This window comes from Clostridium tertium, assembly GCF_902652255.1.
GTDB classification, from domain to species: Bacteria; Bacillota; Clostridia; order Clostridiales; family Clostridiaceae; genus Clostridium; species Clostridium tertium_A.
Genome location: NZ_CACRTO010000005.1, coordinates 413,677 through 439,864 on the forward strand (window position 1 = coordinate 413,677; position 26,188 = coordinate 439,864).

Sequence of the window (26,188 nt, forward strand, 5' to 3'; positions counted from 1 at the left end):
CTGATTCCCATTTATTGATTATTATTTCCATTGTTTCCGTTATTGTTTACATTATTATTTACATTATTATTTTGTTTCTTTTCTGTTGTAAGAGTTACTTCTCCACCTTTTTTAACTTCTTGTGTAAAATCTGTAACTATTGCATCATCATCACTTGAAGAGCCGTCTTTAAAGCTAATAGATAAACCTAAATCTTTAAGTTTTTTCCTTGCCTCTTTAACTGACATACCTTTACTTAAATGCTTAGTTACATCTATTGGTTCCTCTTTAAATTGCCAAACTGTCAAATTAACTTCTGAACCTTCTTTTAGGGTACCAGAATTAGGATATTGTCTAAATACTTTTCCATCTAGATCTTGATTACTAGTTGGTTCGTATTTAACTTCTCCAACTTTTAATTTTGCTTTTTCTAATATAGACGTAGCTTCTTCTAATGTCATATCTTCCACATTAGGTACATCTACCTCAATAAACTCAGGACCTTTACTAATAGTAAGCTTAATACTTGTGTTCTTACTTACTTTTTCTCCTTTTTCAGGACTTTGTTTAATTAAATAACCTTCTGGAATAGTATCATCGTAATCTTTTACTATTTCAGGATCCTTGAAGCCTTGATTTTTTAATATGTTCAGTATATTAGTAATTTCATAATCTCTAAGATCAGGCATATCTACTAACTCTTCACCTGCAGAAACTACGACCTTAATTACAGCTCCTTTTTTAACCTTAACTCCAGGTTTCGGATCACTATCAAGTATTGTATTTTCAGGCTTATCACTTTTATCTGCTTTACTTACTTCTATTGATATTCCTAAAGGTTCTACATCTTTCTTTGCATCATCTACTGTCTTCCCTACTATACTAGGTACAACTATGTCACTACTACCAGCGCCACCTGCTAAAAAGAATCCTATAGAACCTAAAAGTAATAATGCTACTATAATTCCAATAGATACAAGTATTTTTTTCTTAGTGTTTTTATTCTTTTTCTTAGGCTTCTCATCATCATCATCATAGTCATCGTAGTCTTCATCATCATATTCTTCATCATAGTCATCATCATAATAATCATCTTCTATACTAGAGTTTTTATTTGCTTTAACGCTAGATATAGGTGCCATTATTATAGTACTATCATTATTAGTATCTACAACATTTCCAATTACAACATCAGGATTTTCTTGTATTTTTTGAAGATCTTGTATCATTTCCTTTGCATTTTGATATCTCTTTATTGGCTCTTTTTCTATTGCCTTAAGTATCAATTTATTTAAGCTATCTGGAATAGCAGAATTTATATTTTTAGGAGGTACAGGTTCTTCTTGCAGATGCTTTAAAGCTACTGTTACAGGTGAATCACCTTCAAAAGGTAATCTACCAGTTACCATTTCATATATTACTATACCAAAAGAATAGATATCTGATCTAAAATCTATATAAGTACCTTTTGCTTGTTCAGGTGAAAGATAATGAGCAGAACCAATAATACTTGTAGTATTTGTAATAGTTTGAGAATCTGTTGATTTTGCAATACCAAAATCTGTTACCTTTACTTCTCCACTTTCAGTAACTAATATATTCTGTGGTTTAATATCTCTATGAATAATATTATTCCTATGTGCACAATCTAAAGCTTTAGCAATTTGAAGTGCTATTTTTATAGCGGTGTTAAAAGACAGCTTTCCACTAAAATTTATTAATTCTTTAAGAGTTTTCCCTGTTACTAGTTCCATAACTATATAATCAATATCATCTTGAGTTCCAACATCTAAAATATTAACTATATTAGTATCAGATAAATTTGCTATGGCAGTAGCTTCTCTTTTAAATTTTTGAGCAATATCAGCATTATCTGCAAATTGCTTTTTAAGAATTTTTACAGCCACAAATCTATTTAGCTTATTACATTTAGCCTTATAGACTTCTGACATTCCACCTTCGCCTATTTTTTCTAATAGTTCATATCTTCCGCCTAAAATTATTCCATTCATATTTGCACCCCTCCTCCAAATAAGATTACAGTTATATTGTCTCTTCCACCATTAGCTTTCGCTTCTTCTACTAACTTCTCACAAATATTCTGTAATTGATTTTCTTCAATATTAAAGGATAATTTTTTTTCTAAGTTTACTTCATTAGTCAATCCATCACTACATAAAAGAAAATAATCATAATCTTCATTATTAAGTTCAAAAATATCTATTTCAACCTCTTCTTCAGTTCCAACAGCTCTTGTAATAACATTTTTCTTAGGATGATTACTAGCCTGTTCAGGAGAGATACTACCTGAATCTAATAATTCTTGAACTAAAGAATGATCTTTAGTTATTTTCTTTATTTCTTTATCCTTAATTGTATAACAAGCACTATCACCTATATTTGCAATTAAAGTTTTATCTTTAGTTATTAAAGAGGCAACTAAAGTCGTACCCATTCCTATATAATGTTCTGAGCAATGAGAAAGATTATATACCTTTAAATTAGCATGCTTAATTGCTTTTATTAAAACATCCTTTGCAAAATTTAAATCCATATTTTCTCTTATATACTTAACTAAGGCTTTAGAGGCCGTTTTGCTGGCTATTTCACCAGCATTATGGCCTCCCATACCATCAGCTACAACACATATCGTATAATTTTCATCTTCATAAAACTCAGCATAATCTTCGTTTAATGTTCTAACATTACCTTGATCACTTTTTATACCAATCACAAGTACCCACTCCCTTTATTTTTCAAGCTTTAAAAAGTTCCTCCTCAATTGGCCACATGCAGCATTTATATCATTTCCCATTTCTTTTCTAACTGTTACATCTAGTCCATGATCACTTACTATTTTTTCAAAATCGTCAATTGTTTTCTTTGATGGTCTTTTTAAAGTGTTTTCTTTTATTTCATTAACAGGTATAAGATTAACATGACATTGTCTTCCCTTTAAAAGTTTTGCAAGAGACTTTGCATGTTCCTTACTATCATTTATTCCTGAAACTAATGAATATTCAAAACTAATACGTCTTCCAGTCTTATTAAAGTAATAATCACAGGCCTCTAAGATTTCCTTAATTGAATATTTATTTGCTATCGGCATAATTTCTCTTCTTGTTTCATCATTAAAAGCATGTAATGAAATTGCAAGAGTAATACTATATCCTTTATCTGCTAATTCATATATTTTAGGTACAAGCCCACAAGTTGAAAGAGTTATGTGTCTTTGACCAATATTTAATCCATATTCTGCATTAACTAAATCTAAAAACTTAGTTACATTCTCATAGTTATCTAAAGGTTCTCCACTTCCCATAAGAACTATGTTAGAAATTCTCTCACCTAAAACCTTTTGAGCAACCATAACTTCTGATAAAATTTCTCCAGCAGTTAAATTTCTAACTCTTCCTTCTAATGTTGAAGCACAAAACTTACAACCCATTCTACAACCTACTTGAGTAGAAATACAAATTGTATTTCCATAATTATATTTCATAATTACACTTTCAATTATATTTCCATCCTTAAAAGCTAGAAGTATCTTACTAGTACCATCTAAGGTTGATTCAAATTTTTCTATTACTTCTGGAACACCTATGTAAAAATTATTCTTAAGCTTTTCTACTAAAGCCTTAGGTAAATTTTTCATATCATCAAAATTCCAAACATTGTTATAAATCCAAGTAAAAACTTGTTTAGCTCTAAAAGAACTTTCTCCATTTTCTTTCATCCATAAAGAAATTTCTTCTAAACTATAATCTAATATATTATTCATTATATCACCTATTTTTTCTTCTTTATTTTACCCATAAAGAAACCGTCCATAGAATCATTTGGTAATATAGTTAAACTTCCATCTACGTTGTATATAAAATTATTATTATTACCTATATATAGTTTTTCAATTTCTGCATCACTATGTTTAGATAAGAACCATTTTAAATTATCTTCATTTTCTTCTTTATTTAATGTACAAGTAGAATATAATAGTGTTCCGCCTGGTTTTAAATATTGCCATGCATTTTCCATTATATCTCTTTGAATTTCAACTAAATCTCTTAATTGTTGTCTTGTTTTATTCCACTTTATTTCAGGTTTCTTTCTTATTATTCCAAGTCCTGAACAAGGTACGTCAATTAATACCTTATCTCCATAGCTAATATAATCTGGATTAAGTTTAGTTGCATCCATAGTTTTACAAACTATATTAGTTAAACCTAATCTCTTAGCATTTTCCTCAATTAAAGATAACTTATTTTCATGTAAATCAAAAGCTAATACTTCCCCTGTATTATCTAATAACTCTGCAATATGAGTTGTTTTTCCTCCTGGTGCAGCACATAAATCTAAGATTTTTTCTCCCTTATTAATTTCTAATAGAGGTGCAACAAGCATTGCACTTTCATCTTGAACTGTAATAAGTCCTTCTTTAAATAACTCATTACCTTCAACACCTTTTCCACCTTCTATTTTGATGGCTTCTGGACAAGCATATCCTTCTTCAATCTTATATCCCATTTCTTCAAGGTTTTCAAAAACTTCATCATACTCACCTTTAGATTCATTAACTCTTACAGTAACTTTTGGTGTTTCATTTAAGCCAGCCATTATTTTCATAGTTCTTTCTTCGCCATATTGCTTAATAAAAAGCCTTATCATCCACGGTTCAAAAGAGAACTTATATCCAAGTTCATCTATTCTATTTCCTGGAACAACTATTTCTTTTTCATCTCTAATGAAATTTCTTAAAATACCATTTACTAATTTAGATGCTTCTAAAGAAACTTCTTTAGCTTCTTCAACAGCTTCATTGCAAGCTGCATATTCTGGTATTTTATCCAGGAAATACATTTGATAAATCGCTACTCTAAGTATATTTAATACTGTAGAATCTATAAGCTTAATATCTTTAACAAAATTACTTATAAGCACATCTAAGGTTCTTTTTCTTCTTAAAGTACCATAAACTATTTCAGTTATAAGCCCCTTATCCTTTTCATCTATATCGTCTCTATTTAATTCTTTTGATAAAACTAAATTAGAATAAGCCCCTTCTTCTAAAACTCTTTGTACTATTTGTCTTGAAAGTTTTCTACTATTCATCCTTATACCTCTTAATTATCGTTATATCTATTGTTTAAAGCTATTAATCTTATTAATTGAGAAATAGCCATAAGTGTAGCTGCAACATATGTCATAGCTGCTGCATCTAGAACCTTTTGTGCTCCTTTTAATTCATCGCCATATAAAAATGTTCTTGTTTTTAATATACTAAGTGCTCTAGTTGACGCGTTAAATTCAACTGGTAAAGTTACTAATTGATAAATAACAGCCCCACTAAAGAATACTATACCTATATTGGCAAATAGAGGGTTACCTAAAAATATACCAATCATAAATAACCATATAGATATATTGCTTCCTATATTAACTATAGGAGCAATTCTAGTTCTTAAAACTAAAGGTGCATAATGATTTTGATGTTGAATTGCGTGACCACATTCATGAGCTGCAATACCTGCCGCCGCAACTGTCGCACCATCATAAACTTCAGGCGATAATCTTATTACCCTCGATGATGGATCATAATGATCACCTAAATGTTTACCATATCTCTCAACTCTTACATCAAACAGTCCAGCTCCATCTAAAATACTTCTAGCAACCTCACTCCCAGTAACGCCACTAGCAGTTCTTACAGTTCTATACTTCTTATAAGCATTATCTATTTTACTTTGTGCCCAAAAAGCTATAATTACAGCTGGGACTAAAATTAAATAAGTTGTATCAAAATAAAATCCCGGATAAAACATATAGCCATCTCCTTTAAATTTCTATTTAGTTAACTTAGCTTATTATTTACCTTTATTTCATTTCCATTAATATATTGTTCCACAGTCAAAGGCTTTCCATTAGGGAATTGAATTTTTTCTATTAAAAGTACATCTTCTAAAGTAGAAACTTTTATTCCTTCTTTACTTACACTTAAAATAGTTCCTGGTTCTTTATTAGAGTTTTCCTTTAAAACTTTAGACTTATATATTTTCATTGGTTTATCTTCATAATTTGTAAAGGCAACTGGCCATGGATTAAGGCCTCTTATTAAATTATGAAGATCTATTGCTTTATTATTCCAATCTATTTTAGCAATATCTTTATTTAACATTTTAGCATAAAATGTTTCATCAGTTTGCTTAATTGGAGTAATTTCGTTATTTTTTAGCTTTTCTATAGTATTAATTAAAAGATCTGCTCCTCTTTCCATTAATATATCGTGAAGCTCTCCTGATGTCATATCACAAGGAATATCTACTTCATCTTTTAGCAGCATATCGCCTGTGTCTAATCCAACATCCATTAACATAGTAGTATTTCCAGATTTTCTTTCTCCCTTAATTATGGCCCAATTTAAGGGAGCTGCACCTCTATACATTGGAAGTAAGGAGGCATGAAGATTTATGCAACCATACTTTGGAATATCTAATACCTCTTTAGTTAATATTTGACCAAAGGCAACTACTATAATAAAATCTGGTTCTAAGCTTTTTAAATAATCAATTGCTTCTCTATCATCTTTTAATTTAATAGGTTGCAATACTTTTATATCATGCTTAAGAGCCACTTCCTTAACTGGAGATATAGCCATTTTCTTTCCTCTACCTTTTGGTTTATCTGGTTGTGTAAAGACACACTCAACATCAAAAGTTTCTATAATTTTTTCTAAAGATGGTACTGCAAATTCTGGAGTTCCCATAAATACTATCTTCATGTCAATCCTCCTTTGTTATTTTACATAATCAATAAATAATTTTCCATTTAAGTGATCATTTTCATGTAATATTGCTCTTGCTAAAAGCTCTGTAGCTTCTAATACAAATTCTTCTCCTTTTTCATTAAAAGCTTTTACTTTAACATAATTCGCTCTTTCAACTTCAAAGGATTCTCCCGGAACACTTAAACAGCCTTCCTCTCCTATTTGACTACCTGAAACTTCCAATATCTCTGGGTTTATAAATACTCTAAGCCCTTCATCATCAAAAACATCTATAACAAATATTCTTTGTAATATTCCAACTTGAGGGGCAGCTAATCCTACTCCATCAGCTTCATACATAGTCTCAGCCATATCTTTAATTAACTTAATGGTTCTAGGAGTTATTTCTTTAACATTTTTACATTGTTTTCTTAATACCTCATCACCATTTGTTCTTATATTTCTAATCGCCATTTATTTTACCTCCTTAAGTCAAGTTATTTGGGTTAATATCAATATATACTTTTATTTCATTATATACATTCTTGTTTAATTGATAAAGTTTATCTTTAATTTTTTTACAAAAAACTAATGATAAATCCCCTTTAAATATTATTTGCCATCTAAAATTATCTTTAATCTTTGAAATAATGCAAGGTACAGGTCCTAAAACTTCGATGTTATCTTCATTCATTGCAATTATCTCTAGTTCATTCTTTAAATCAATCATAAACTTCTTTAATGAATTTTCATTTTTAGAAGACGCATTTATTAATAGTATTCTACCAAAAGGTGGGTAATACATCAAACCTCTAGTTGTAAATTCTTCATTATAAAATCCTTCATAATCATAGTTTCTAGCATATAATAAACTATAATGTGTTGGATTATAACTTTGAATAACTACTTTACCTTCTTTTTCTCCTCTACCTGCTCTTCCAGCAACTTGAGTTACTATCTGAAATGTTCTTTCAGACGCTCTATAATCCGGGATATTTAATGACATATCTGCTGCTAAAATACCCACTAAAGTTACATTTTCAAAATCCAATCCTTTAGATATCATTTGGGTTCCTATTAAAATATCACCTTCACCATTCTTAAAGGAATTATATATATGCTCATGAGAGTTTTTATTCCTTGTAGTATCCATATCCATCCTTAACACTCTTGCATCTTTGAAGTATTTTTTTACTTCTTCTTCTACTCTCTCTGTACCTGCACCAAAATGTTTTACATATTTACTTTTACACTTCGGACAAGTTTTAGGTTGAGCTTCTCCATGACCACAATAATGGCATACCAAATATCCATTTCTGTGAAAAGTCATTGAAATATCGCATTTAGGACATTTAAATACGTATCCACAAGATCTACATGAAACAAAGGTTGAGAAACCTCTTCTATTTAAGAATAATATAATCTGCTCTTTTCTACTTAGAGCTTCCTTCATTTCATGATATAGTTTTCTACTAAACATAGAAATATTTCCATCTTTAAGTTCTTCTCTCATATCAACTATTTCCATGCTAGGCATAGGCTTATTATCTACCCTATTATTTAATTCCACTAATTGAATTTCAGAACTTAAGGCTCTATAGTAAGTCTCAATTGATGGAGTAGCCGAACCTAATATAACTTTTGCATCTTTTAAAATACTAATATATTCTGCAACTTCTCTAGTAACATATCTTGGGCTTTGCTCAGATTTGTACGTGTTTTCATGCTCTTCATCTATTATTATTAGTCCTAAGTTTACAAAAGGTAGAAACAAAGCACTTCTAGCTCCAATTACTAGTTTTGCCTTACCACTCTTAACTCTATACCATTCATCATATTTTTCACCATCTGAAAGTTTACTATGGAATACTGCTACCTCTTTTCCAAACCTTCCTTTAAATCTCTCTATCATTTGAGGGGTTAAAGAAATTTCCGGCACTAAAACTACACAAGACTTATTTTCATTAATTGCATCTTTTACTAATTGCATATATATTTCAGTTTTCCCTGAACCAGTAACACCTTTTAGTAAAAACACATTATTATCTGAACTTCTTATTGTTTCTAGTGCATTCATCTGCTCCATAGTTAATGATTTCTCTTTATAATCAATATATTCTTTTACATTATATCTATATACTATTTCTTCAGAAACTTTTAAATATCCCTCTTTTATAAGCTTATTAAGCTTATAGCTAGAAAATCCATTTTCTTTAATAAGTTCACTTTTGTTAAACTTACCTTCATTATTTCGTATAAAATCAAATATATCCTTATATTTTTCCTCAATTTCATCTGTAGGGACTACTCCAGAAGAAACTACTAACTTCATCTTATTTTTTGCACCTTTTAATACTCCTTGCGGAATTAAAAGCCTTATCCCATCAATGTATCTACATAGATAATTTTCTTTTAAAAATTCAATTACTTTTAAATCATCAGCATTTAAAAGTGGCTCTTCTTCAGCAATAAACTTAATACTCTTAATTCTAATGCCTTCTACTTGTTCTTCTTTTATAGCCATAACAAATCCATCAGAAAGTGAGTTCTTTATTCCAAAAGGTACCTTCACCCATTGACCAATTTTAACTTTTCCCTCCAATTCTTTTGGGATTTCATAAGTAAAAGGTTTATCTATATCTAAGGCATCATTATTAATAACAATTTCTGCATATTTTTTCAAATTTACTCACCCTTTTATTAGGTACTACTAATCATCATATAAAAGAAAGCGCATTTTAGCGCTTTCTTAAAATAGTATCAAAGATTTTTGAAGCAACTTTTCTTTTGCTCATCTTATCTAAATTAATTTCTTCTCCATCTTTTGTAAAGATAACTACTTTATTATCATCACTACCAAATCCAGTATCTGAACTTGTAATATCATTGGCCACTATATAATCTAAATTCTTGTTTTTTAGCTTTCTCTTTGCATTTTCAAGTATATTATTACTCTCTGCAGCAAAGCCAACAAGGATTTGATTTTTCTTCTTTTCTCCAAGAAGTTTTAATATATCATTATCTCTAACAAATGTTAAGACTAAGTCTCCTTCGCCTTTTTTTATTTTTTCATTGCTATAGTTCTTTATTTTATAATCTGCTACAGCAGCTGACTTAATAACAATATCGCTATTTTCAAAGTTTTCAAATATAGCATTCTTCATTTCTTCATTAGTAGTAATATTAATAATTTTCACTCCAGAAGGAGGCTTTAAGTTAGTAGGTCCTGAAACTAAAGTTACCTCTGCTCCCCTATTTCTTGCTTCTTCTGCTATATAATATCCCATTTTCCCTGTAGATCTATTAGTAATAAATCTAACAGGGTCTATATTTGAATATGTAGGTCCTGCACTAATCAAGACCTTCTTCCCAAGTAAATCTTTAGGAATATCCTTACTTTCTAGTGCATCTAATACTCTTTCTACAATTGTATTAACATCTGCAAGTTTACCCTTACCTTCATCTCCACAAGCAAGCCTTCCGGATGCTGGTTCAATAAATTCATAACCTAATCCCTTAAGTTTTTCTATGTTTGATTGAACTATTTTATTTTCATACATATTAGTATTCATTGCTGGAGCAAATATAACCTTTGCTCTTGTTGCCATAATAGTAGTTGAAAGCATATCATCTGCAATTCCGTTCGCTACTTTCCCAATAATATTAGCTGTAGCTGGTGCAACTAAAAAAATATCTGCTCTCTTGGCTAAAGATATATGTTGTATTTCAAAAGCTTTTGGTTCTTCAAACATATCAGTTGTAACCATATTTTGACTTAAAGATTGAAATGGAAGTGGTGTTACAAACTTTGTTGCTGATTCAGTCATTATAACTCTAACGTCAATATCTTTTTTCCTTAATGCACTTACAACATCTAAAGCCTTATAAGCAGCAATCCCTCCACTAACTCCTATACAAACACACCTTTTATTATCCATATTATCTAGAACCTTCTTTTGTAGGAGCTGGTTCGAATCCAACTTCCCCCTCATTTACTTCATTTATTGCAATAGTAAGAGCTTTTTTAGACTTTGTTGCCACTAATGGTTCACTACCATTAATTATTTGTCTTGCCCTTTTTGATGTTACCATTACTAGAGAATATCTATCATCTACCTTATTTAATAAATCCATTATTGATGGATTAATCATAGAGTTGTTCATGAATTAAGCCCTCCTTAGAATCTAAAATTGTATTTTCTTTTATTCTGTCTACTCTACATTTTTCTGCAGAAATAATTGCTTCCACTTTAGAGACTGCTACTTCTAAAGTATCATTAACTACTGCATAGTTATATTTTGAAACGTAATTAATTTCCTTATATGCATTTTTAAATCTAGTCATTAAGGATTCTTCTGTTTCGCTTCCTCTTTTAATTATTCTTTGCTTTAACTCTTCCATAGATGGTGGAAGAATAAATATAAATACGCCTTCTTTAAAGTTTTCTTTTACTTGAAGTGCACCTTGAATATCTATTTCTAATATTACATCTTTTCCATCATCAAGCATTTTTTCAACATTTACTTTAGGTGTACCATAGAAATTACCATGTACATTAGCATATTCTAAAAAACCATTTTCTCTTACCTTTTCTTCAAAATTTTCTTTTGTTAAGAAATAGTAATTAACTCCTTCAACTTCACCTTCTCTAGGGTGTCTTGTAGTTGCTGAAACTGAAAGATAAATATTTTTATGCTTTTCTAATAAAGCCTTACAAATAGTACCTTTTCCAGCTCCTGATGGACCTGAAATAACTATTAATACCCCTCTATTACTTTGCATTATTCATCTACCTCATCTACTGTTTCATCTTTAACAACTAATCTATGTGCAACAGTTTCAGGTTGTACAGCTGATAAAATCACATGATCACTATCTGTTATAATAACAGCTCTAGTTCTTCTACCATAGGTTGCATCAATAAGCATCCCTCTATCCCTAGCCTCTTGAATTATTCTTTTAATAGGTGCTGATTCTGGACTTACTATAGCAACAAGTCTATTTGCAGATACTATGTTACCAAATCCAATGTTAATTAACTTGATTCCCATGATTTTCCTCCTAATTATTCTATATTTTGCACTTGTTCTCTTATTTTTTCTATTAGATTTTTTATGTTAATGACATAGTTTGTCATATCCATATCACTTGATTTTGAAGCTATAGTATTTGCTTCCCTGTTCATTTCTTGAATTATAAAGTCTAACTTTCTTCCTATTTGTTCTCCATCATTTAAAGTTAGTCTCATTTGATTCAAATGACTTCTAAGTCTTGTAATTTCTTCATCTACAGCTGACTTATCTGAAATTATTGCAATTTCTTGAGCCATTCTTACTTCATCAATATCTACTCCGTCAAGTAATTCTTTTATTCTGCTTTCTAATTTTTTCTTATAGGCTTTTGGAACTAAATCAGATATTTTCTCAATTTCTACTACTATATCTTCTATTTCTACTAGCTTTTTTAATATATCTTCTTTAAGCTTTTCTCCTTCTGTTATTCTCATAACTTCCATCATATCTAAAGATGAATTAATAAGAGGTTTAATCAAATTCCATATTTCATCTATTGATTCCTCTTCTTCTACTATATTAATTACTTCAGGAAATCTTGCTATTTGTGTTACAGTAATATCATTTTTAACATTTAAATTTTCTTCTATTTCCTTTAAAGCATTGTAGTAGCTTTCTGCAAGCTTTAAGTTAAGCTTACAAACTCCATCATTTTGAGAATAACTCTTTTGATTAATAAATACATCTACCTTTCCTCTAGAAAGTTTAGAATTAATTAGCTTTCTTATTTCTTCTTCTAAAGAAATATAACTTTTTGGTATTCTAACATTTACATCTAAATATCTGCTATTTACACTTTTCATTTCTACAGAAAATAAATACTTATTTCCTTCCTCATTACTAGCTCGCCCAAAGCTAGTCATACTCTTAACCATATATACCTCCAAAGCTATTTATACATAATATAAATTATTTCTTATTTTCAGAACATATCTACTATAATTTAAGAGCAAAGTAAAGTCAATGCTTTGTTCACAAATTGTTAACATTTGATATAAAAAAAAAGAAAAAGCAGACCTTATCTGCTTCTTCTTTTTTGGGATTTACAAATCAAAAGAGTTATCTCTTTAATTTATATATAATTAATTTCAATTAATTATCTAACTAAATGTTATTACATAAAATTAAAATCAAATTAAAACTTTAGTAAAATATCAAATTAAAATCATATATATTTTATATTTTTTATAAGAATAATAATTTAAATATAAATATTATAGCAAGTACTATCATTACAGGAGAAACTTTAGTTCTCTTTTTCTCATCTTTGCATATTGCATTGTAAATTAAATTAATTACAACATAAGATAATATTCCTAAAGTTAAACCATCACCAATACTATATGTTAATGCCATTGTAGAAATAGTAATGAACGCTGGTACGCCTTCTGTAATGTTATCAAATTCTATGTTTTTAACAGCTCCAAGCATTAAATATCCAACATAAATTAGAGCTGGTGCAGTTGCACATGATGGAATAGCTATAAATATTGGTGAGAAGAACATAGCAATTAAGAATAAAACACCTGCTGTTATTGCTGTATATCCAGTTCTACCACCTGCTGCAACTCCTGTTGAACTTTCAACATATGTAGTAACTGTAGAAACTCCTAAAACTGCTCCAATTGTTGTAGCAATAGCATCTACTAATAGAGCCCTACCTGCATTTGGTACATTTCCTTTTTCATCTAACATGTTTGCTCTTGAAGCAACACCTACTAATGTTCCAACTGTATCAAAGAAATCAACAAATAAGAATGTACAAACTACAACTATTAATTTACCAGCAGACTCTGCAGTAAAGAAATGTGAAAAATCTATTTTTCCAGCTATAGGTGCTATACTTTCAAATTTGAATACACCTTCTGGTAAGTATATACCAAGATTTGTTGCCACTTCAGGATTAATTAGAGCATATCCCCAAGCTAATAAAGTACTAGTTAAAATACCAAATAATATAGAACCTTTTACTTTTTTCTTATCTAAAACAGCTATAATTACTAATCCAACTAAAGCAATCATTACTGTAGGTGAAAATTCTCCCATTTTCACTAATGTAGAATCATCATTAATAACTAAACCTGAACCAACCATTCCAATGAAAGCTATAAAAATACCTATACCAGCTGTTACTGCATGTTTCATAGTCATAGGTATAGAATTAACTACTGCTTCACGAACTTTAAATAATGATAAAAATATAAATATAATACCTTCAATAAATACTGCTGTTAATGCCATTTCCCATGATATTCCCATACCAATTACTACTGAGAAAGCAAAGAATGCATTAAGTCCCATACCTGAAGCTAAAGCAAAAGGCAGGTTAGCAAATAGTCCCATTAGTATGCATCCTATTGCAGCTGCTAAACATGTAGCAGTTACTAATGCTCCTGCTGGCATTCCAGCTGCAGATAATATGTTAGGATTTACTGCTACTATATAAGCCATAGTTAAGAATGTTGTAATCCCAGCCATTATTTCTCTTTTAATATTTACATCTTTGTTTGATAGAATAGGTAATAAGCCTTGTTTCTTTTGTGAATTTTCCATTTCTGATCCCCCTATGTTTTATGTGTAAAAAAAATCCTAAGAGTTATCTTTGTAAAGATAACTCTTAGGATTTTCAAATGCTAAAATAGCACCTTACTCATAGTCAAGATATTTACGGCATCTTGGTAGAAACTTTTGACCCTTATCGTCAACTTTATATGAGTTATCTCTCTTACGAATATTATTATATATTTTATGTCTAACTTTGTCAATAATACCGTATGAACTTAAAGGCTTTTTATCTAAAATTCGTTTTTTTCTTAAAAGACTCCTCTATATCTATTGCCTTATCACTAGATAATGCTACTATTAACTTAATTCTCGCTTTTTGACCTGGCATACTTTCTTCAAAAAATACTCCTAAGTCTTTAAGCATCTTTCCACCACCTTCATAACCATAGGATTCAAATACTCTACCTTCAAAGCATCTAGACACTATCACTACTGGTACATTATTATTTAAGGCTCTCTTTATTCCACCAATCATTTGAGGTGGCACATTCCCTCTACCTAAAGCTTCTATAACTATACCCTTGTATCCATTATCTATTAAAAAATCTATATACTCAGAATCCATACCTGCCACGCACTTTATTAAGGCAACTTTTTCTACTACTCTATCTATATTATAAACTCTATGTTTTATTGTTCTTCTATAAAATAATACTTTATTATTATCTACTATTCCTATAGGTCCAAAATTAGGTGTTGTAAAGGCATTTAACGCCATAGAATTTGCTTTAGTAACTTCTGACGCAGAATTTAATTCTCCATTAAAGCAAACTAAAACACCTCTTCCTTTTGCATCTTCAGAAATAGCTGTACAAATTGAAGTAGCTAAATTGAAAGGTCCATCATAACCTAACTCCGAACTACTCCTCATAGCCCCTGTTACAACTATAACTTTTTCCGTGTCTATAGTTAAATCTAGAAAGTATGCCGTTTCTTCTAATGTATCAGTTCCATGAGTTAAAACCACACCTTCTATATCATCTCTCTCAACTAATTCTTTTATTAATTTACTTAATCCTAGCATATCTTCTAAAGTCATATGAGGTGAAGGCTTACTTGAAAAACTATATGATTCAATTTCTGCATAATTTTCAATTCCAGCAACCATAGACATAATTTCTTCGCCCGTAAGACTAGGTACTGCTGCCTTTATTCTCTCATCTACCTTCATAGATATAGTTCCACCATTAAATACCACTGCTACTTTTTTCATAGCTCTCCTCCTAAAGTTTAATATAAAATAAAAACTCTTGGTGAACCCAAAAGTTTAATACAAAATATATATTGTTGGTAGGGCGGCGTATCCTACATCTCTTTTTACTGAAACAGCGTGTGAGGAGCCTTTTCTCACCTCAACAATTAATACTTGAAACTACTATACTATTATATCTTTATACTAATTTTCTTTCAACAGATAATTATCCAGTATATCTAATTAATTTTCCGCTAAATTTTCTACTATCTATTTTACTATCCGTAATTGGATACATTGTCGATACATAGATATAGTCTTTTTTATAATCAATATCAATCCCTATTAATATATTAACTTCTCCTTCTTTTATTAACTCAATATGAGCTCCCTCATTAGTCATACTATATACTCCTACATAATCAGGATCCTCTATTACTTCTTTCATATGCTCAATCATATTACTTAAAATTTTCTTTCCTAAATGTTTGCCATGTTTCTTTTTGATATGCCTTACTACCCCTAGGGAAGCATAAATGGTTCCTGTAAATTTTACCCCTAAGTTTTCTGCCATCTTGTCTTTAAAATATCCAACTCTCTTATAGGTACAAAATCTATCTTCCATAATACCCCTCAATTCTATATAGTGTATATTAGTTTTTATAATCGACTTATATTACAGCATTTATTAGTATTCTTTACTATATTATTTCAAAAAATTAAGGTTGGTTACACACCAACCTCAAAAATTATAATATAATACAAATCAATCCGCCACTACCTTCATTAATTATCTTTTGTAAAGTTTTTTGGATTTTAACTTGAACATCTTCAGGCATCTTGTATAGTTTATTTTGTAAGCCTTCTTTAATTAAAACCTCTAAAGGCTTTCCAAACATGTTACTTTGCCATAATGATTGAGGATCATTATCAAATTGTTCCATTAGAGATTTTACAAGCTCTTCACTTTCTTTTTCAGATCCCATAATAGGGCTAATTTCAGTTTTAATATTCGCCTTTATAAAATGCAATGATGGTGCTGAAGCTTTTAATTTAACCCCAAATCTATTTCCTTGTTTAACCATTTCAGGTTCTTCAAACTTCATTTCAGATAATTGAGGTGGAACTAATCCATATCCCGTTTCTCTAACATCTATTAAAGCATCTTTAACCTTGTCATACTCTTTCTTAGCGAAATTCAAATCTTTAATAATTGATAATAAATCACTTTCACATTTTACATCTAAATCACAAATACCACTTAATATATTATAGAAAATTCCATCCTTAGGTTTCATCTTAATAGTTGCTTTTCCTTCACCCAAGTTTACTTGGCTTATTTCAACAGGTGCTAAATTTTCTTCATCTTTAAGCATATCAGAAATAGCCTTAACATCCCTAACCCTACTTATATTTTCGCACATATTTTTTATTATATTAAAGAAATCTTTTTTAAGCCAATTATCAACTTCTAATTTTTCTACCCATGTTGGCATATCTATGTTTATTTCTCTAACTGGGAATTCTTTAAGTACATGTTTAAATACATCTTCAACATCATCTTCATTCATGTTTGCTACGTCCATAACCTGAACTGAAACATCATATTTTTCTTCTAGTTCTTTCTTTAATGTTCTTGTTTCTGGAGAGTTTATATGTTTAGTGTTAAGTACAACTATAAAAGGCTTTCTTATAGCCTTTAACTCTTCTATTACTCTCTCCTCTGCTTCTAAGTACTCACTTCTTTCTATCCCTGTTATACTGCCATCAGTAGTTACTACAAGTCCGATAGTTGAATGATCAGTAATAACTTTTCTCGTTCCTATTTCAGCTGCATCTTCAAAAGGAATTTCATAATCATACCATGGAGTGTTTACCATCTTAGCCTCTTCCCCATCCATATAACCTATTGCTCCTTTTACTATATAACCTACACAGTCAACCATTCTAACTTTAAACTTTATTTCTTCATCAATTGTTATTTCCACTGCCTCATTAGGTACGAATTTAGGCTCAGTAGTATGAATACTCTTACCAGAACCACTTTGAGGTAATTCATCTTTTGCTCTTTCCTTCTTATAATTATTATCAATCTTTGGTATTACCATAAGGTCCATAAACTTTTTAATAAATGTAGATTTCCCAGTTCTTACAGGACCAACAACACCTACATAAATGTCCCCTTGCGTCCTTTCAGCTATATCTTTATATATATTAAAGCTGTCCACGGTGTACCTCCTACTTATTTTTAACACTATATATATATTCTAGTATTAAAAAAAATATACAACTTTTTTAAATATATAAATAATAATTTAAAATCATATATTAAACTATAATATAATTTTGGGATATAAAAAAACTCCCTAAGGAGTTTTTAAAATTAATTTATTTTCAGTAATTTGGTTAAATGACATCCAAACCCTTTTATTTTTTAATCATTAATTCTTTTATTTTTTAATATATTTCACTCTTTTTTTCTCTTCCCATTAAAAAGGTAACTGCATCTTTTGGGTCCTTATTTGCAAATAATATCTTATATAGGACATCTGTAATTGGCATTTCTACTTGAAGTTTTTCTTTAAGTTCATAAAAAACTCTACATGCCTTTATTCCTTCAACTACCATTCCAACTTCTTTAGTAGCTTCTTCTGTACTTTTTCCACTACCTATTAAGAAACCAGCTCTTCTATTTCTTGAATGCAAACTAGTACAAGTAACTATAAGGTCACCCATTCCAGTTAACCCTAGAAAGGTTTCAGGCTTTCCACCAAGCTTCATTCCTACTCTAACTATTTCAGCCATCCCCCTAGTCATTAAGGCAGCTTTGGAATTATCTCCATACCCAATACCATCACATACTCCTGCAGCTAAAGCTATAATATTTTTTACTGCTCCACCTATCTCAACTCCAACTAGATCTTCATTACTATAAACTCTAAAGCTACTTGTCATGAATAAATCTTGAACTATACTTGCTGCCTCATTATCTTTTGAAGAAACAACAACAGTAGTTGGAATATCGAAGGCAACTTCTTCTGCATGGCTAGGTCCAGATAATATTACAATTTTATTATTAGGAAGCTCTTCTTCTATTACTTCAGATAACCTAAGATTAGTACCTTCCTCTATTCCCTTTGCAATGCTTACAATTATAACATCACTATTAATCTTGCCTTTTAATGATCTAGCAGCTGTCCTTACAACATGTGAAGGCACAGCTAGAACTAAGAATTTTATATCTTTTAACGCTTCATCTAAATCATTAAAAGCTGTGACATTTTTAGGTATTACTAAATCTTTTATATACCTATCATTTTTTCTATTTAAGTTTATATCTTCTACAACAGCTTTATCTCTATCATAAATACTAACATCTAACCCCTTGTTAGCCAATAATATTCCTAAAGCTGTTCCAAAGCTTCCTCCTCCTAAAAAAGCCACATTACTCATAATTATTCCTTCCTCTCCTTAAATTCCATTTGAATACCTGTTCCACTAAAATCGAAACTATCTCTTAATTGATTCTCAAGATATCTTTCATATGAGAAATGTCTTGCATTTGAATCATTAACAAAGAAGATAAATTTCGGTGGTTTAGTAGCAACTTGTGTTGCATAATAAATTTTCATTCTCTTAAGTCCAACTATAGGAGGCTCTTTCATAAGAACTGCTTTATTAATTACTTCATTTAAAATACCAGTAGGAATTCTCTTTGAATAATTTTCATAACATTCTTTTGCAATTTCTAAAACTTTATGAGTTCTTTGTCCTGTCTTTGCTGATATAAATAAATATTTAGCATACTTTAAAAATTTTAAACTCATTTGTAAATCTTCTTTATATCTTTGCATTGTTTTATCATCTTTTTCAATAAGATCCCACTTATTAACTATAACCATTATAGCCTTATTCATTTCATGAGCATATCCTATTATCTTTTCATCTTGCTCTGTTACACCTTCAGTAGCATCTATCATTAAAATACATACATCAGCTCTTTCAATTGCAGTATATGTTCTAATTACAGAATATCTTTCTATCTCTTCTTTTACCTTGCTTTTTCTTCTAAGACCAGCAGTATCTACTAATACAAACTTTCCAAGATCAGTTTCTAATGTACTATCTATAGAGTCTCTAGTAGTTCCTGGTATATTAGAAACTATTAATCTATCTTCTCCTAAAAGTCTATTAATTAATGAAGATTTACCTACATTTGGTTTTCCTATCATTGCAATTCTAATATATTCATCTTCTTCATCTGCTTCATTAAACTTATCAAAGTTTTCAACTACTCTATCAAGCATATCTCCAAGACCTAATCCTTGAGCTGCTGATATAGTTATAGGATCACCTATACCTAAATTATAGAATTCCCATGCATTGTCTTCTTCTTTTAAAGAATCTACTTTATTTACTACTAAGACAACTTCTTTTTTACTCTTTCTAAGCATTCCAGCTACTTCGTGGTCTGCTGGTGTTAATCCTTCTTTTCCATCAACAACAAATACAATTACATCTGCTGTTTCAATAGCAATATTAGCTTGCCTTCTCATTTGTTTTACAATTATATCTTCTCTTTCAGGCTCAATACCACCTGTATCTATCATAGTAAAGTTATAACTTAACCATTCTGCTTGAGCATAAACTCTATCCCTTGTTACACCAGGAGTATCTTGTACTATAGATATTCTCTGTCCTGCTAATTTATTAAATAATGTCGATTTACCTACATTAGGTCTTCCAACAATGGCTACTATCGGTTTACCCATTATTAATCCTCCTTGCAATTTGCATTTATTATGTCAATAAGGTCATCACCAGTATAATCACAAACTATAACCTTAACATTTAAAGCTTCTTCTATATCGTTAATTCTTAAATCATCTAACATTACCATGTCAGCTGGTGCTAATTCATAGCCTTTTCTAAACATATTATTTGGCATAATTAAATACTCTGAATTAATTTTGCCCTTAAGTTGATCAATTATATCAGTTCCTGTTAACAGACCTGCTACTGTTATAGTATTTCCAAAGAAGTTATTTATAACCTTATATACGTCAATACTTATATTAGGATTATGTTTCATTATAAGGTCTGCTGATCTTTTTATTTCTTCAAAGGCAAGTTCACCTGTTACCATTGAGAAACTTCCTTTTAATTTAACATCTAAATTATTTATAGCACCTTCTACAGCTTCTCTATAGTATCTAATCATTCCGACACCATCTTCAAGCTGTTCGTATTCTGAATAAAATTCATTATTAGGTACATCTAATCCTGCAACTATATAAAACTCATCAGATAATCTAACAAACGGTGCTCCAGTTTCTTTTATATACTTCTCTTGTAAATCCTTAATCATCATTATTTCATTTCTTGATGTTTCACTTGTAAAGGTTTCTAACTGAGGAAGATTTTCTCTAAATTTTGTTACCCCTACTGGTACTACTGCTACATTCTTTACATATGGTCTAAGTTCATATAAGTCACTTACAGTCTTTCTTAATTCCTCACCATTATTTACATTAGGTATACATACAACTTGTGCATGCATTTCTATTTCAGCATCTTTTAATTTCTTAAGCCTTTCCATAATAGATCCAGCAAATCTATTTTTAAGCATCTTAACTCTAAGTTCTGGATTAGTAGTATGTACAGATATATTTATAGGACTTATTTTATATCTTATTATTCTATCTATATCTTCATCCTTCATATTAGTTAGTGTAACGAAATTACCTTGTAAAAATGATAATCTAGAATCATCATCCTTAAAATATAATGTATTTCTCATCCCTTTTGGAAGTTGATCTATAAAGCAAAACATGCATTTATTTGAACAGCTTTTTGCTTTATCCATTATACCGCCTTGGAATTCAAGACCTAAATCTTCCCCGTATTCTTTTTCTATTTCATACTCCCATATTTCTCCGTCTGGCTTTTCTATTTCTAGTAGTACCTCTTCATCTACTGCTAAAAACTTATAATCAATTATATCGTCAATTGGAGTACCATTTATAGATATTAGAACATCATTTACTTCAATACCTACCTCTTCAGCTATACTTCCTTCATCAACTTTTTTTATTAAATTTTTCACTTTCCTCACCTCAATATTTATAAAATTAAAATCTATTTATATAGAAAAATCAAATCAATACAAATATACATTTATTCTTATTACAGCAATTATTCACTTAAACATAGTTATCCTAATTTTAATAATCACTTGATGTTATCTTACATTAATAATACTATCTAGTCAACATAAAAAGTAACCTTATCTTTGTAATTTAATGATGATAAAAGCAATAAAAGGACTGTCTTCTGACAGCCCCAATTAAAAATTAAGTTAGATTTATAGATTATTCATTTAAATCAACGTAATTACCTTTTTTAGAGAATATTATCCATTCACAAATATTAGTAACATGATCGCCTAATCTTTCTAAGTATTTAGAAGCAAATAATATTTGTGTTCCTTGATTAATCATAGATTCATCTTTTACCATCTTTTTAAGAACTATTCCAAACATTCCCCTATATATTTCGTCTACTCTATCATCCATATCACATATTTCATAAGCAGCTTTTTCATCACCTTTAACATATGCCTCAATAGCAAGCTTAATCATATTTGTAACTATATCTACAAGCTCCCAAATTGGAGATATATCATCTGAAAAATCTACTCCTTTAACTCTAGGTACAATCTTACAAATATCTACTGCATAATCTGCCATTCTTTCTAAATCTGTTACTATTTTAGAAGTAGTATATATATTTCTTAGATCTCCTGCAACTGGAGATTCAGTAGCCATAAACTTAATACATTTTTCTTCAATAAGCTTTTGAAAATCATCTACCTTATCATCATTTTTAATTACACTTTTTGCTAAATCTATGTCTTGATCCTTTAAGGCTGTCATACTATCTACTATTTGCTTTTCTACCAAGCTAGCCATTTCAATTAATTCTGAGTTAAGTAGCTTAATCTTATTACTTAACAATTCTCTCATCATTTTCAAATCACCTCTTATAATTTTTAACCGAATCTTCCAGTAATATAATCTTCTGTTCTCTTATCCTTAGGCTTATAGAATATTTCTTCAGTATCAGCATATTCTATAATTTCTCCATTTAAGAAGAATGCTGTTTTATCTGCTATTCTTCCAGCTTGTTGCATATTATGGGTTACTATTATAACTGTATATTTCTTCTTCAATTCTTCCATTAATTCTTCCATTTTATTCGTAGAAATTGGATCTAAAGCGGATGTTGGTTCATCCATTAATATAATTTCAGGAGAAACAGCAATAGTTCTAGCTATACATAACCTCTGTTGTTGACCACCTGATAGCCCTAAAGCGCTCTTTTTAAGCCTGTCCTTAACCTCGTCATATAAAGCAGCACCTTTTAAGCTTTTCTCAACAATTTCATCAAGAGTCTTTTTATCTTTTATTCCATGTAATCTAGGACCATATGCTATATTATCGTAAATAGACATAGGGAAAGGATTTGGCTTTTGGAATACCATCCCAACCTTTGTTCTAAGGGCTATTACATCTTTACTCTTATATATATCTTCTCCATCAACTAATATTTCCCCATCTATTTTCACTCCATCTATTAAATCATTCATTCTGTTTAAAGTTCTTAAGAATGTAGATTTACCGCATCCAGATGGACCTATAAAAGCAGTTACCTTATTTGCTTCTAAATCTATGTTTATGTTCTTTAACGCTTGATTATCTCCATAATATAAATTCAAATCACGAACTTGAATCTTTTTTACTTGTTCATTTGACATACTTTACACCTCATAGCACTTTTTAATAATTTGCCTTGCTAAACTTCTTACTAATAAGCTTAGCTGATATATTTAAAACTAGTATAATTGCTATTAATACAATTCCTACAGCTGCAGCTTGTTCTATATTTCCTGCCTCTTGAGTAACCAAATAAGATTGAACTGTTAAAGTTCTTGCACTTGACATTATCCCTTTAGGCATTTTAGCGACTGTTCCTGCTGTTAATAATATAGCTGCTGATTCTCCAACTACACGTCCAATCGAAAGTATTACACCAACTAGTATTCCTGGTAATGCACTTGGAACTACTACTTTATAAAGAGTTTGGAATCTTGTTGCACCAAGACCTAATGAAGCTTCTTTATATGAAGTTGGTACAGCTTTCAAAGCTTCTTCTGTAGTTCTAATTATTACAGGTAATATTATAATTGCTACTGTTAAAGAACCTGCAAGTAATGAGTAACCAAACTTCAATGTTATTACGAAGAATATAGAACCAAATAAACCATATACAATAGATGGTATTCCTGATAAACTTTCAGTTGCAAATCTAATTAATTTTACCATCTTACCTTGCTTTGCATATTCTGTTAAATATATTGCTGCTAATACTCCAATTGGTGTTGCCACTATAATAGAGATAAATACTGTATATAAAGTAGAAACTATCATCGGTAATATTCCACCATCTCCTGAAGGAGAGTAATTTTTAGTAATAAAATCTATGTTGATTAATTTATATCCTTTAATAAATATAAATCCTAAAATAAATACTAGCACTGCTACTGTTGCTATAGCAGATAACCAAAGTAACAATTTTAAAATATTTTCTTTAAATTTCCTCATAATCAGTTACCTTCCTTATTAGAAAGTTTACTTAAAACTAAGTTTAATAATAATATGAATAAGAATAATATAACGCCTGTAGCAAATAGCATTTCTTGATGAGTTCCAAAGGCATACCCCATTTCAAGTGCTATATTAGTAGTTAATGGTCTTACAGAATCCATTATTGATGTAGGGATTACAGGTGAATTTCCTGCAACCAATATAATAGCCATAGTTTCACCTATTGCTCTACCTATTCCTAAAACTACCCCTGCTAAAATACCAGATTTTGCAGCTGGAACTACAACCTTAAATGTTGTTTCTATATGCGAAGCACCTAAAGCTAAAGAACCTTCCTTATATGATTTAGGAACTGCTCTTATTGCAGTTTCTGAAACTGTAACTATTGTTGGCAACATCATAATTGATAATACTATAATAATTGCTAATAAGCTTTGTCCCTTTGGTAAATTAAATGTATTCATAATCCAAGGAACTATAACTGCCAATCCAAAAACCCCATATAATACTGATGGAATTCCTGCTAAAAGTTCTACTGCTCCAGATATAATCTTTCCTATTCTTTTAGGTGCAATTTCAGCTATAAATATAGCTGTTAATATTCCTATTGGTACTCCTAATATTAAAGATCCTAACGTTCCGAATATAGAAGCTAAAACCATAGGTAATATTCCAAATTGATCTGAGCTTGGTATCCACTTAGTACCAAATAAAAACTCCTTAAAAGAATATCCTTTACTTACAAAAGGTGTAAGTCCTTTATAAAATACAAAGCCTATAATTAATAATAAGCTTACTACTGCAATAAGAGCACTTACTAAAAATATTGCCTTAGATACTTTTTCTATTACATATTTACTATTGTTGTTTCTTTTAACATTTAACATTAATACACTCTCCTATGAAAGTAAGAATGCTCAACTAGGGAGCATTCTTAATATGTCAAGTTATTTAATTGGAATTAACTTGTTTTCTTTAACTATTGTTTGTCCTTCATCACTTAATATAAAGTCTATAAGTTTTTGTCCATCTTCACTTAACGCTCCATCTTTATTTACAAGTAAGAATGGTCTTGAAATTTTATAATCTCCTGACTTAACTAAATCTGCTTTAGGTTCTACGTTTTCTACATTTGCAACATTTACTTTATCATCTAAGTATTCGAATGATACAAATCCAATTGCATTTTCATTTCCAACAACTGATTCTTTAACTCCACCATTACCATTAGATATCATAGCATCAGCTTTTAATTCTTCTGATTTATATTTAACTATTTCTTGGAATGCATCTCTAGTTCCTGATCCTTCTTCTCTTGATACTACTACTATCGGAGCATCCTTTCCACCTTCGATCTGATTCCAGTTAGTTATTTTTCCTGTATATATTCCTTGAATTTGTTCTAAAGTTATGTTTTTAATCGGATTGTTTTTATTAGTTATAATTGCTATTCCATCATATGCTATTACATTTGATTTAACTTGGCTTTCTTCTTCTGCCTTAAGTTCTCTTGAAGACATTCCGATTTCAGAAACTCCATTTATTGCATCTTTAATTCCTGCTGAAGATCCAACTTGATTAATTTCTATAGAAACGTTACTATTTGTACTTTCATACTTTTCAGCAATCTTTTCCATAAGAGGTCCAACTGAAGTAGATCCTGATACTGATATAGTTACTGGGTTTGAACTACCACCTTCTGCTTTTTCACCAGAGTTTCCACATCCAGCAATAGCTCCTCCCACTACAGAAATTAATAATGCAGTACATAAAAGTTTTAAACTTTTTCTTTTCATAAAATTCTCCTCCAAATTGACGTTTCGCCTTTTTTATTAATTCACTTTACATACTTATATTAATCTCTGAAAGTTAAGTTAATATTATTTAAAGGTTAAGAAAAGTTATGATATTGTTAAATGAATTTAACATAACCTTACAAATAATTACTTTTAT

25 protein-coding genes and 1 riboswitch are annotated in these 26,188 nt (G+C 29.9%); all 25 genes read right to left on the minus strand.

All coding sequences use genetic code 11. From position 1 onward, the window contains the following. Window positions 1-11: 11 nt before the first annotated feature. Window positions 12-1,991: a Stk1 family PASTA domain-containing Ser/Thr kinase gene (gene pknB / locus GPX08_RS01925; protein ID WP_156624853.1), complete on the minus strand. Its 1,980-nt coding sequence runs from the start codon at window positions 1,989-1,991 to the stop codon at window positions 12-14. Beyond that, window positions 1,988-2,713 carry a Stp1/IreP family PP2C-type Ser/Thr phosphatase gene (locus GPX08_RS01930; protein WP_156624856.1) on the minus strand — a complete coding sequence of 242 codons (726 nt, stop codon included), beginning with the start codon at window positions 2,711-2,713 and terminating at the stop codon, window positions 1,988-1,990. The genes pknB and GPX08_RS01930 overlap by 4 nt, the downstream gene beginning before the upstream one ends. Before the next feature lie 15 nt (window positions 2,714-2,728). Continuing rightward, window positions 2,729-3,760, minus strand: coding sequence for a 23S rRNA (adenine(2503)-C(2))-methyltransferase RlmN (rlmN, locus tag GPX08_RS01935; protein WP_156624859.1), 1,032 nt, complete (start codon window positions 3,758-3,760; stop codon window positions 2,729-2,731). 8 nt (window positions 3,761-3,768) lie between these two features. Then, window positions 3,769-5,088 carry a 16S rRNA (cytosine(967)-C(5))-methyltransferase RsmB gene (gene rsmB, locus GPX08_RS01940; protein ID WP_156624862.1) on the minus strand — a complete coding sequence of 440 codons (1,320 nt, stop codon included), beginning with the start codon at window positions 5,086-5,088 and terminating at the stop codon, window positions 3,769-3,771. Window positions 5,089-5,099: 11 nt separating this feature from the next. Continuing rightward, window positions 5,100-5,798, minus strand: coding sequence for a peptidase (locus tag GPX08_RS01945; protein WP_156624865.1), 699 nt, complete (start codon window positions 5,796-5,798; stop codon window positions 5,100-5,102). Between the two features lie 29 nt (window positions 5,799-5,827). Then, window positions 5,828-6,754: a methionyl-tRNA formyltransferase gene (locus GPX08_RS01950; protein ID WP_156624867.1), complete on the minus strand. Its 927-nt coding sequence runs from the start codon at window positions 6,752-6,754 to the stop codon at window positions 5,828-5,830. Between the two features lie 15 nt (window positions 6,755-6,769). Further along, entirely contained in the window at window positions 6,770-7,213 is a 444-nt protein-coding gene (def, locus tag GPX08_RS01955) for a peptide deformylase (RefSeq protein ID WP_156624870.1), read from the minus strand. Window positions 7,214-7,226: 13 nt separating this feature from the next. Then, on the minus strand, window positions 7,227-9,422 hold the full coding sequence (gene priA, locus GPX08_RS01960; RefSeq protein ID WP_156624872.1) for a primosomal protein N': 2,196 nt from the start codon (window positions 9,420-9,422) through the stop codon (window positions 7,227-7,229). Between the two features lie 55 nt (window positions 9,423-9,477). Continuing rightward, window positions 9,478-10,677: a bifunctional phosphopantothenoylcysteine decarboxylase/phosphopantothenate--cysteine ligase CoaBC gene (gene coaBC, locus GPX08_RS01965; RefSeq protein ID WP_156624875.1), complete on the minus strand. Its 1,200-nt coding sequence runs from the start codon at window positions 10,675-10,677 to the stop codon at window positions 9,478-9,480. 1 nt (window position 10,678) lies between these two features. Beyond that, complete coding sequence (locus GPX08_RS01970) at window positions 10,679-10,903, minus strand: DNA-directed RNA polymerase subunit omega (protein WP_156624878.1); 225 nt, start codon at window positions 10,901-10,903, stop codon at window positions 10,679-10,681. Then, complete coding sequence (locus GPX08_RS01975) at window positions 10,884-11,522, minus strand: guanylate kinase (RefSeq protein WP_156624881.1); 639 nt, start codon at window positions 11,520-11,522, stop codon at window positions 10,884-10,886. Before GPX08_RS01975 ends, GPX08_RS01970 begins: the two co-directional genes overlap by 20 nt. Further along, window positions 11,522-11,791 carry a DUF370 domain-containing protein gene (locus GPX08_RS01980; RefSeq protein ID WP_066893902.1) on the minus strand — a complete coding sequence of 90 codons (270 nt, stop codon included), beginning with the start codon at window positions 11,789-11,791 and terminating at the stop codon, window positions 11,522-11,524. The genes GPX08_RS01975 and GPX08_RS01980 overlap by 1 nt, the downstream gene beginning before the upstream one ends. A 14-nt stretch (window positions 11,792-11,805) precedes the next feature. Next, window positions 11,806-12,687, minus strand: coding sequence for a YicC family protein (locus GPX08_RS01985; RefSeq protein ID WP_156624884.1), 882 nt, complete (start codon window positions 12,685-12,687; stop codon window positions 11,806-11,808). Between the two features lie 310 nt (window positions 12,688-12,997). Beyond that, entirely contained in the window at window positions 12,998-14,365 is a 1,368-nt protein-coding gene (locus GPX08_RS01990) for an NCS2 family permease (protein WP_156624886.1), read from the minus strand. 80 nt (window positions 14,366-14,445) lie between these two features. Continuing rightward, window positions 14,446-14,547, minus strand: a riboswitch (purine riboswitch). Between the two features lie 56 nt (window positions 14,548-14,603). Further along, window positions 14,604-15,590: an asparaginase gene (locus GPX08_RS01995; RefSeq protein WP_156624889.1), complete on the minus strand. Its 987-nt coding sequence runs from the start codon at window positions 15,588-15,590 to the stop codon at window positions 14,604-14,606. 205 nt (window positions 15,591-15,795) lie between these two features. Further along, window positions 15,796-16,194: a hypothetical protein gene (locus tag GPX08_RS02000; protein ID WP_156624892.1), complete on the minus strand. Its 399-nt coding sequence runs from the start codon at window positions 16,192-16,194 to the stop codon at window positions 15,796-15,798. Between the two features lie 124 nt (window positions 16,195-16,318). Next, window positions 16,319-17,797: a stage IV sporulation protein A gene (gene spoIVA / locus GPX08_RS02005; protein ID WP_156624895.1), complete on the minus strand. Its 1,479-nt coding sequence runs from the start codon at window positions 17,795-17,797 to the stop codon at window positions 16,319-16,321. Window positions 17,798-18,026: 229 nt separating this feature from the next. Beyond that, window positions 18,027-19,022, minus strand: coding sequence for an NAD(P)H-dependent glycerol-3-phosphate dehydrogenase (locus GPX08_RS02010; protein WP_156624898.1), 996 nt, complete (start codon window positions 19,020-19,022; stop codon window positions 18,027-18,029). Between the two features lie 2 nt (window positions 19,023-19,024). Next, the gene (locus tag GPX08_RS02015) at window positions 19,025-20,341 is read right to left on the minus strand and encodes a ribosome biogenesis GTPase Der (RefSeq protein WP_156624900.1); all 1,317 of its coding nucleotides are present in this window, start codon (window positions 20,339-20,341) and stop codon (window positions 19,025-19,027) included. A gap of 2 nt (window positions 20,342-20,343) precedes the next feature. Further along, window positions 20,344-21,675, minus strand: coding sequence for a DUF512 domain-containing protein (locus tag GPX08_RS02020; RefSeq protein ID WP_156624902.1), 1,332 nt, complete (start codon window positions 21,673-21,675; stop codon window positions 20,344-20,346). 265 nt (window positions 21,676-21,940) lie between these two features. Continuing rightward, window positions 21,941-22,597: a phosphate signaling complex protein PhoU gene (gene phoU, locus GPX08_RS02025; protein ID WP_156624905.1), complete on the minus strand. Its 657-nt coding sequence runs from the start codon at window positions 22,595-22,597 to the stop codon at window positions 21,941-21,943. Window positions 22,598-22,620: 23 nt separating this feature from the next. Continuing rightward, window positions 22,621-23,385 carry a phosphate ABC transporter ATP-binding protein gene (pstB, locus tag GPX08_RS02030; RefSeq protein WP_156624908.1) on the minus strand — a complete coding sequence of 255 codons (765 nt, stop codon included), beginning with the start codon at window positions 23,383-23,385 and terminating at the stop codon, window positions 22,621-22,623. 22 nt (window positions 23,386-23,407) lie between these two features. Beyond that, the gene (gene pstA, locus GPX08_RS02035; RefSeq protein WP_156624910.1) at window positions 23,408-24,232 is read right to left on the minus strand and encodes a phosphate ABC transporter permease PstA; all 825 of its coding nucleotides are present in this window, start codon (window positions 24,230-24,232) and stop codon (window positions 23,408-23,410) included. Window positions 24,233-24,234: 2 nt separating this feature from the next. Further along, window positions 24,235-25,122, minus strand: a complete 888-nt coding sequence (gene pstC, locus GPX08_RS02040) for a phosphate ABC transporter permease subunit PstC (protein WP_156624913.1) — start codon at window positions 25,120-25,122, stop codon at window positions 24,235-24,237. Between the two features lie 60 nt (window positions 25,123-25,182). Next, window positions 25,183-26,031, minus strand: coding sequence for a phosphate ABC transporter substrate-binding protein PstS family protein (gene pstS / locus GPX08_RS02045; RefSeq protein ID WP_156624916.1), 849 nt, complete (start codon window positions 26,029-26,031; stop codon window positions 25,183-25,185). Between the last annotated feature and the right edge of the window lie 157 nt (window positions 26,032-26,188).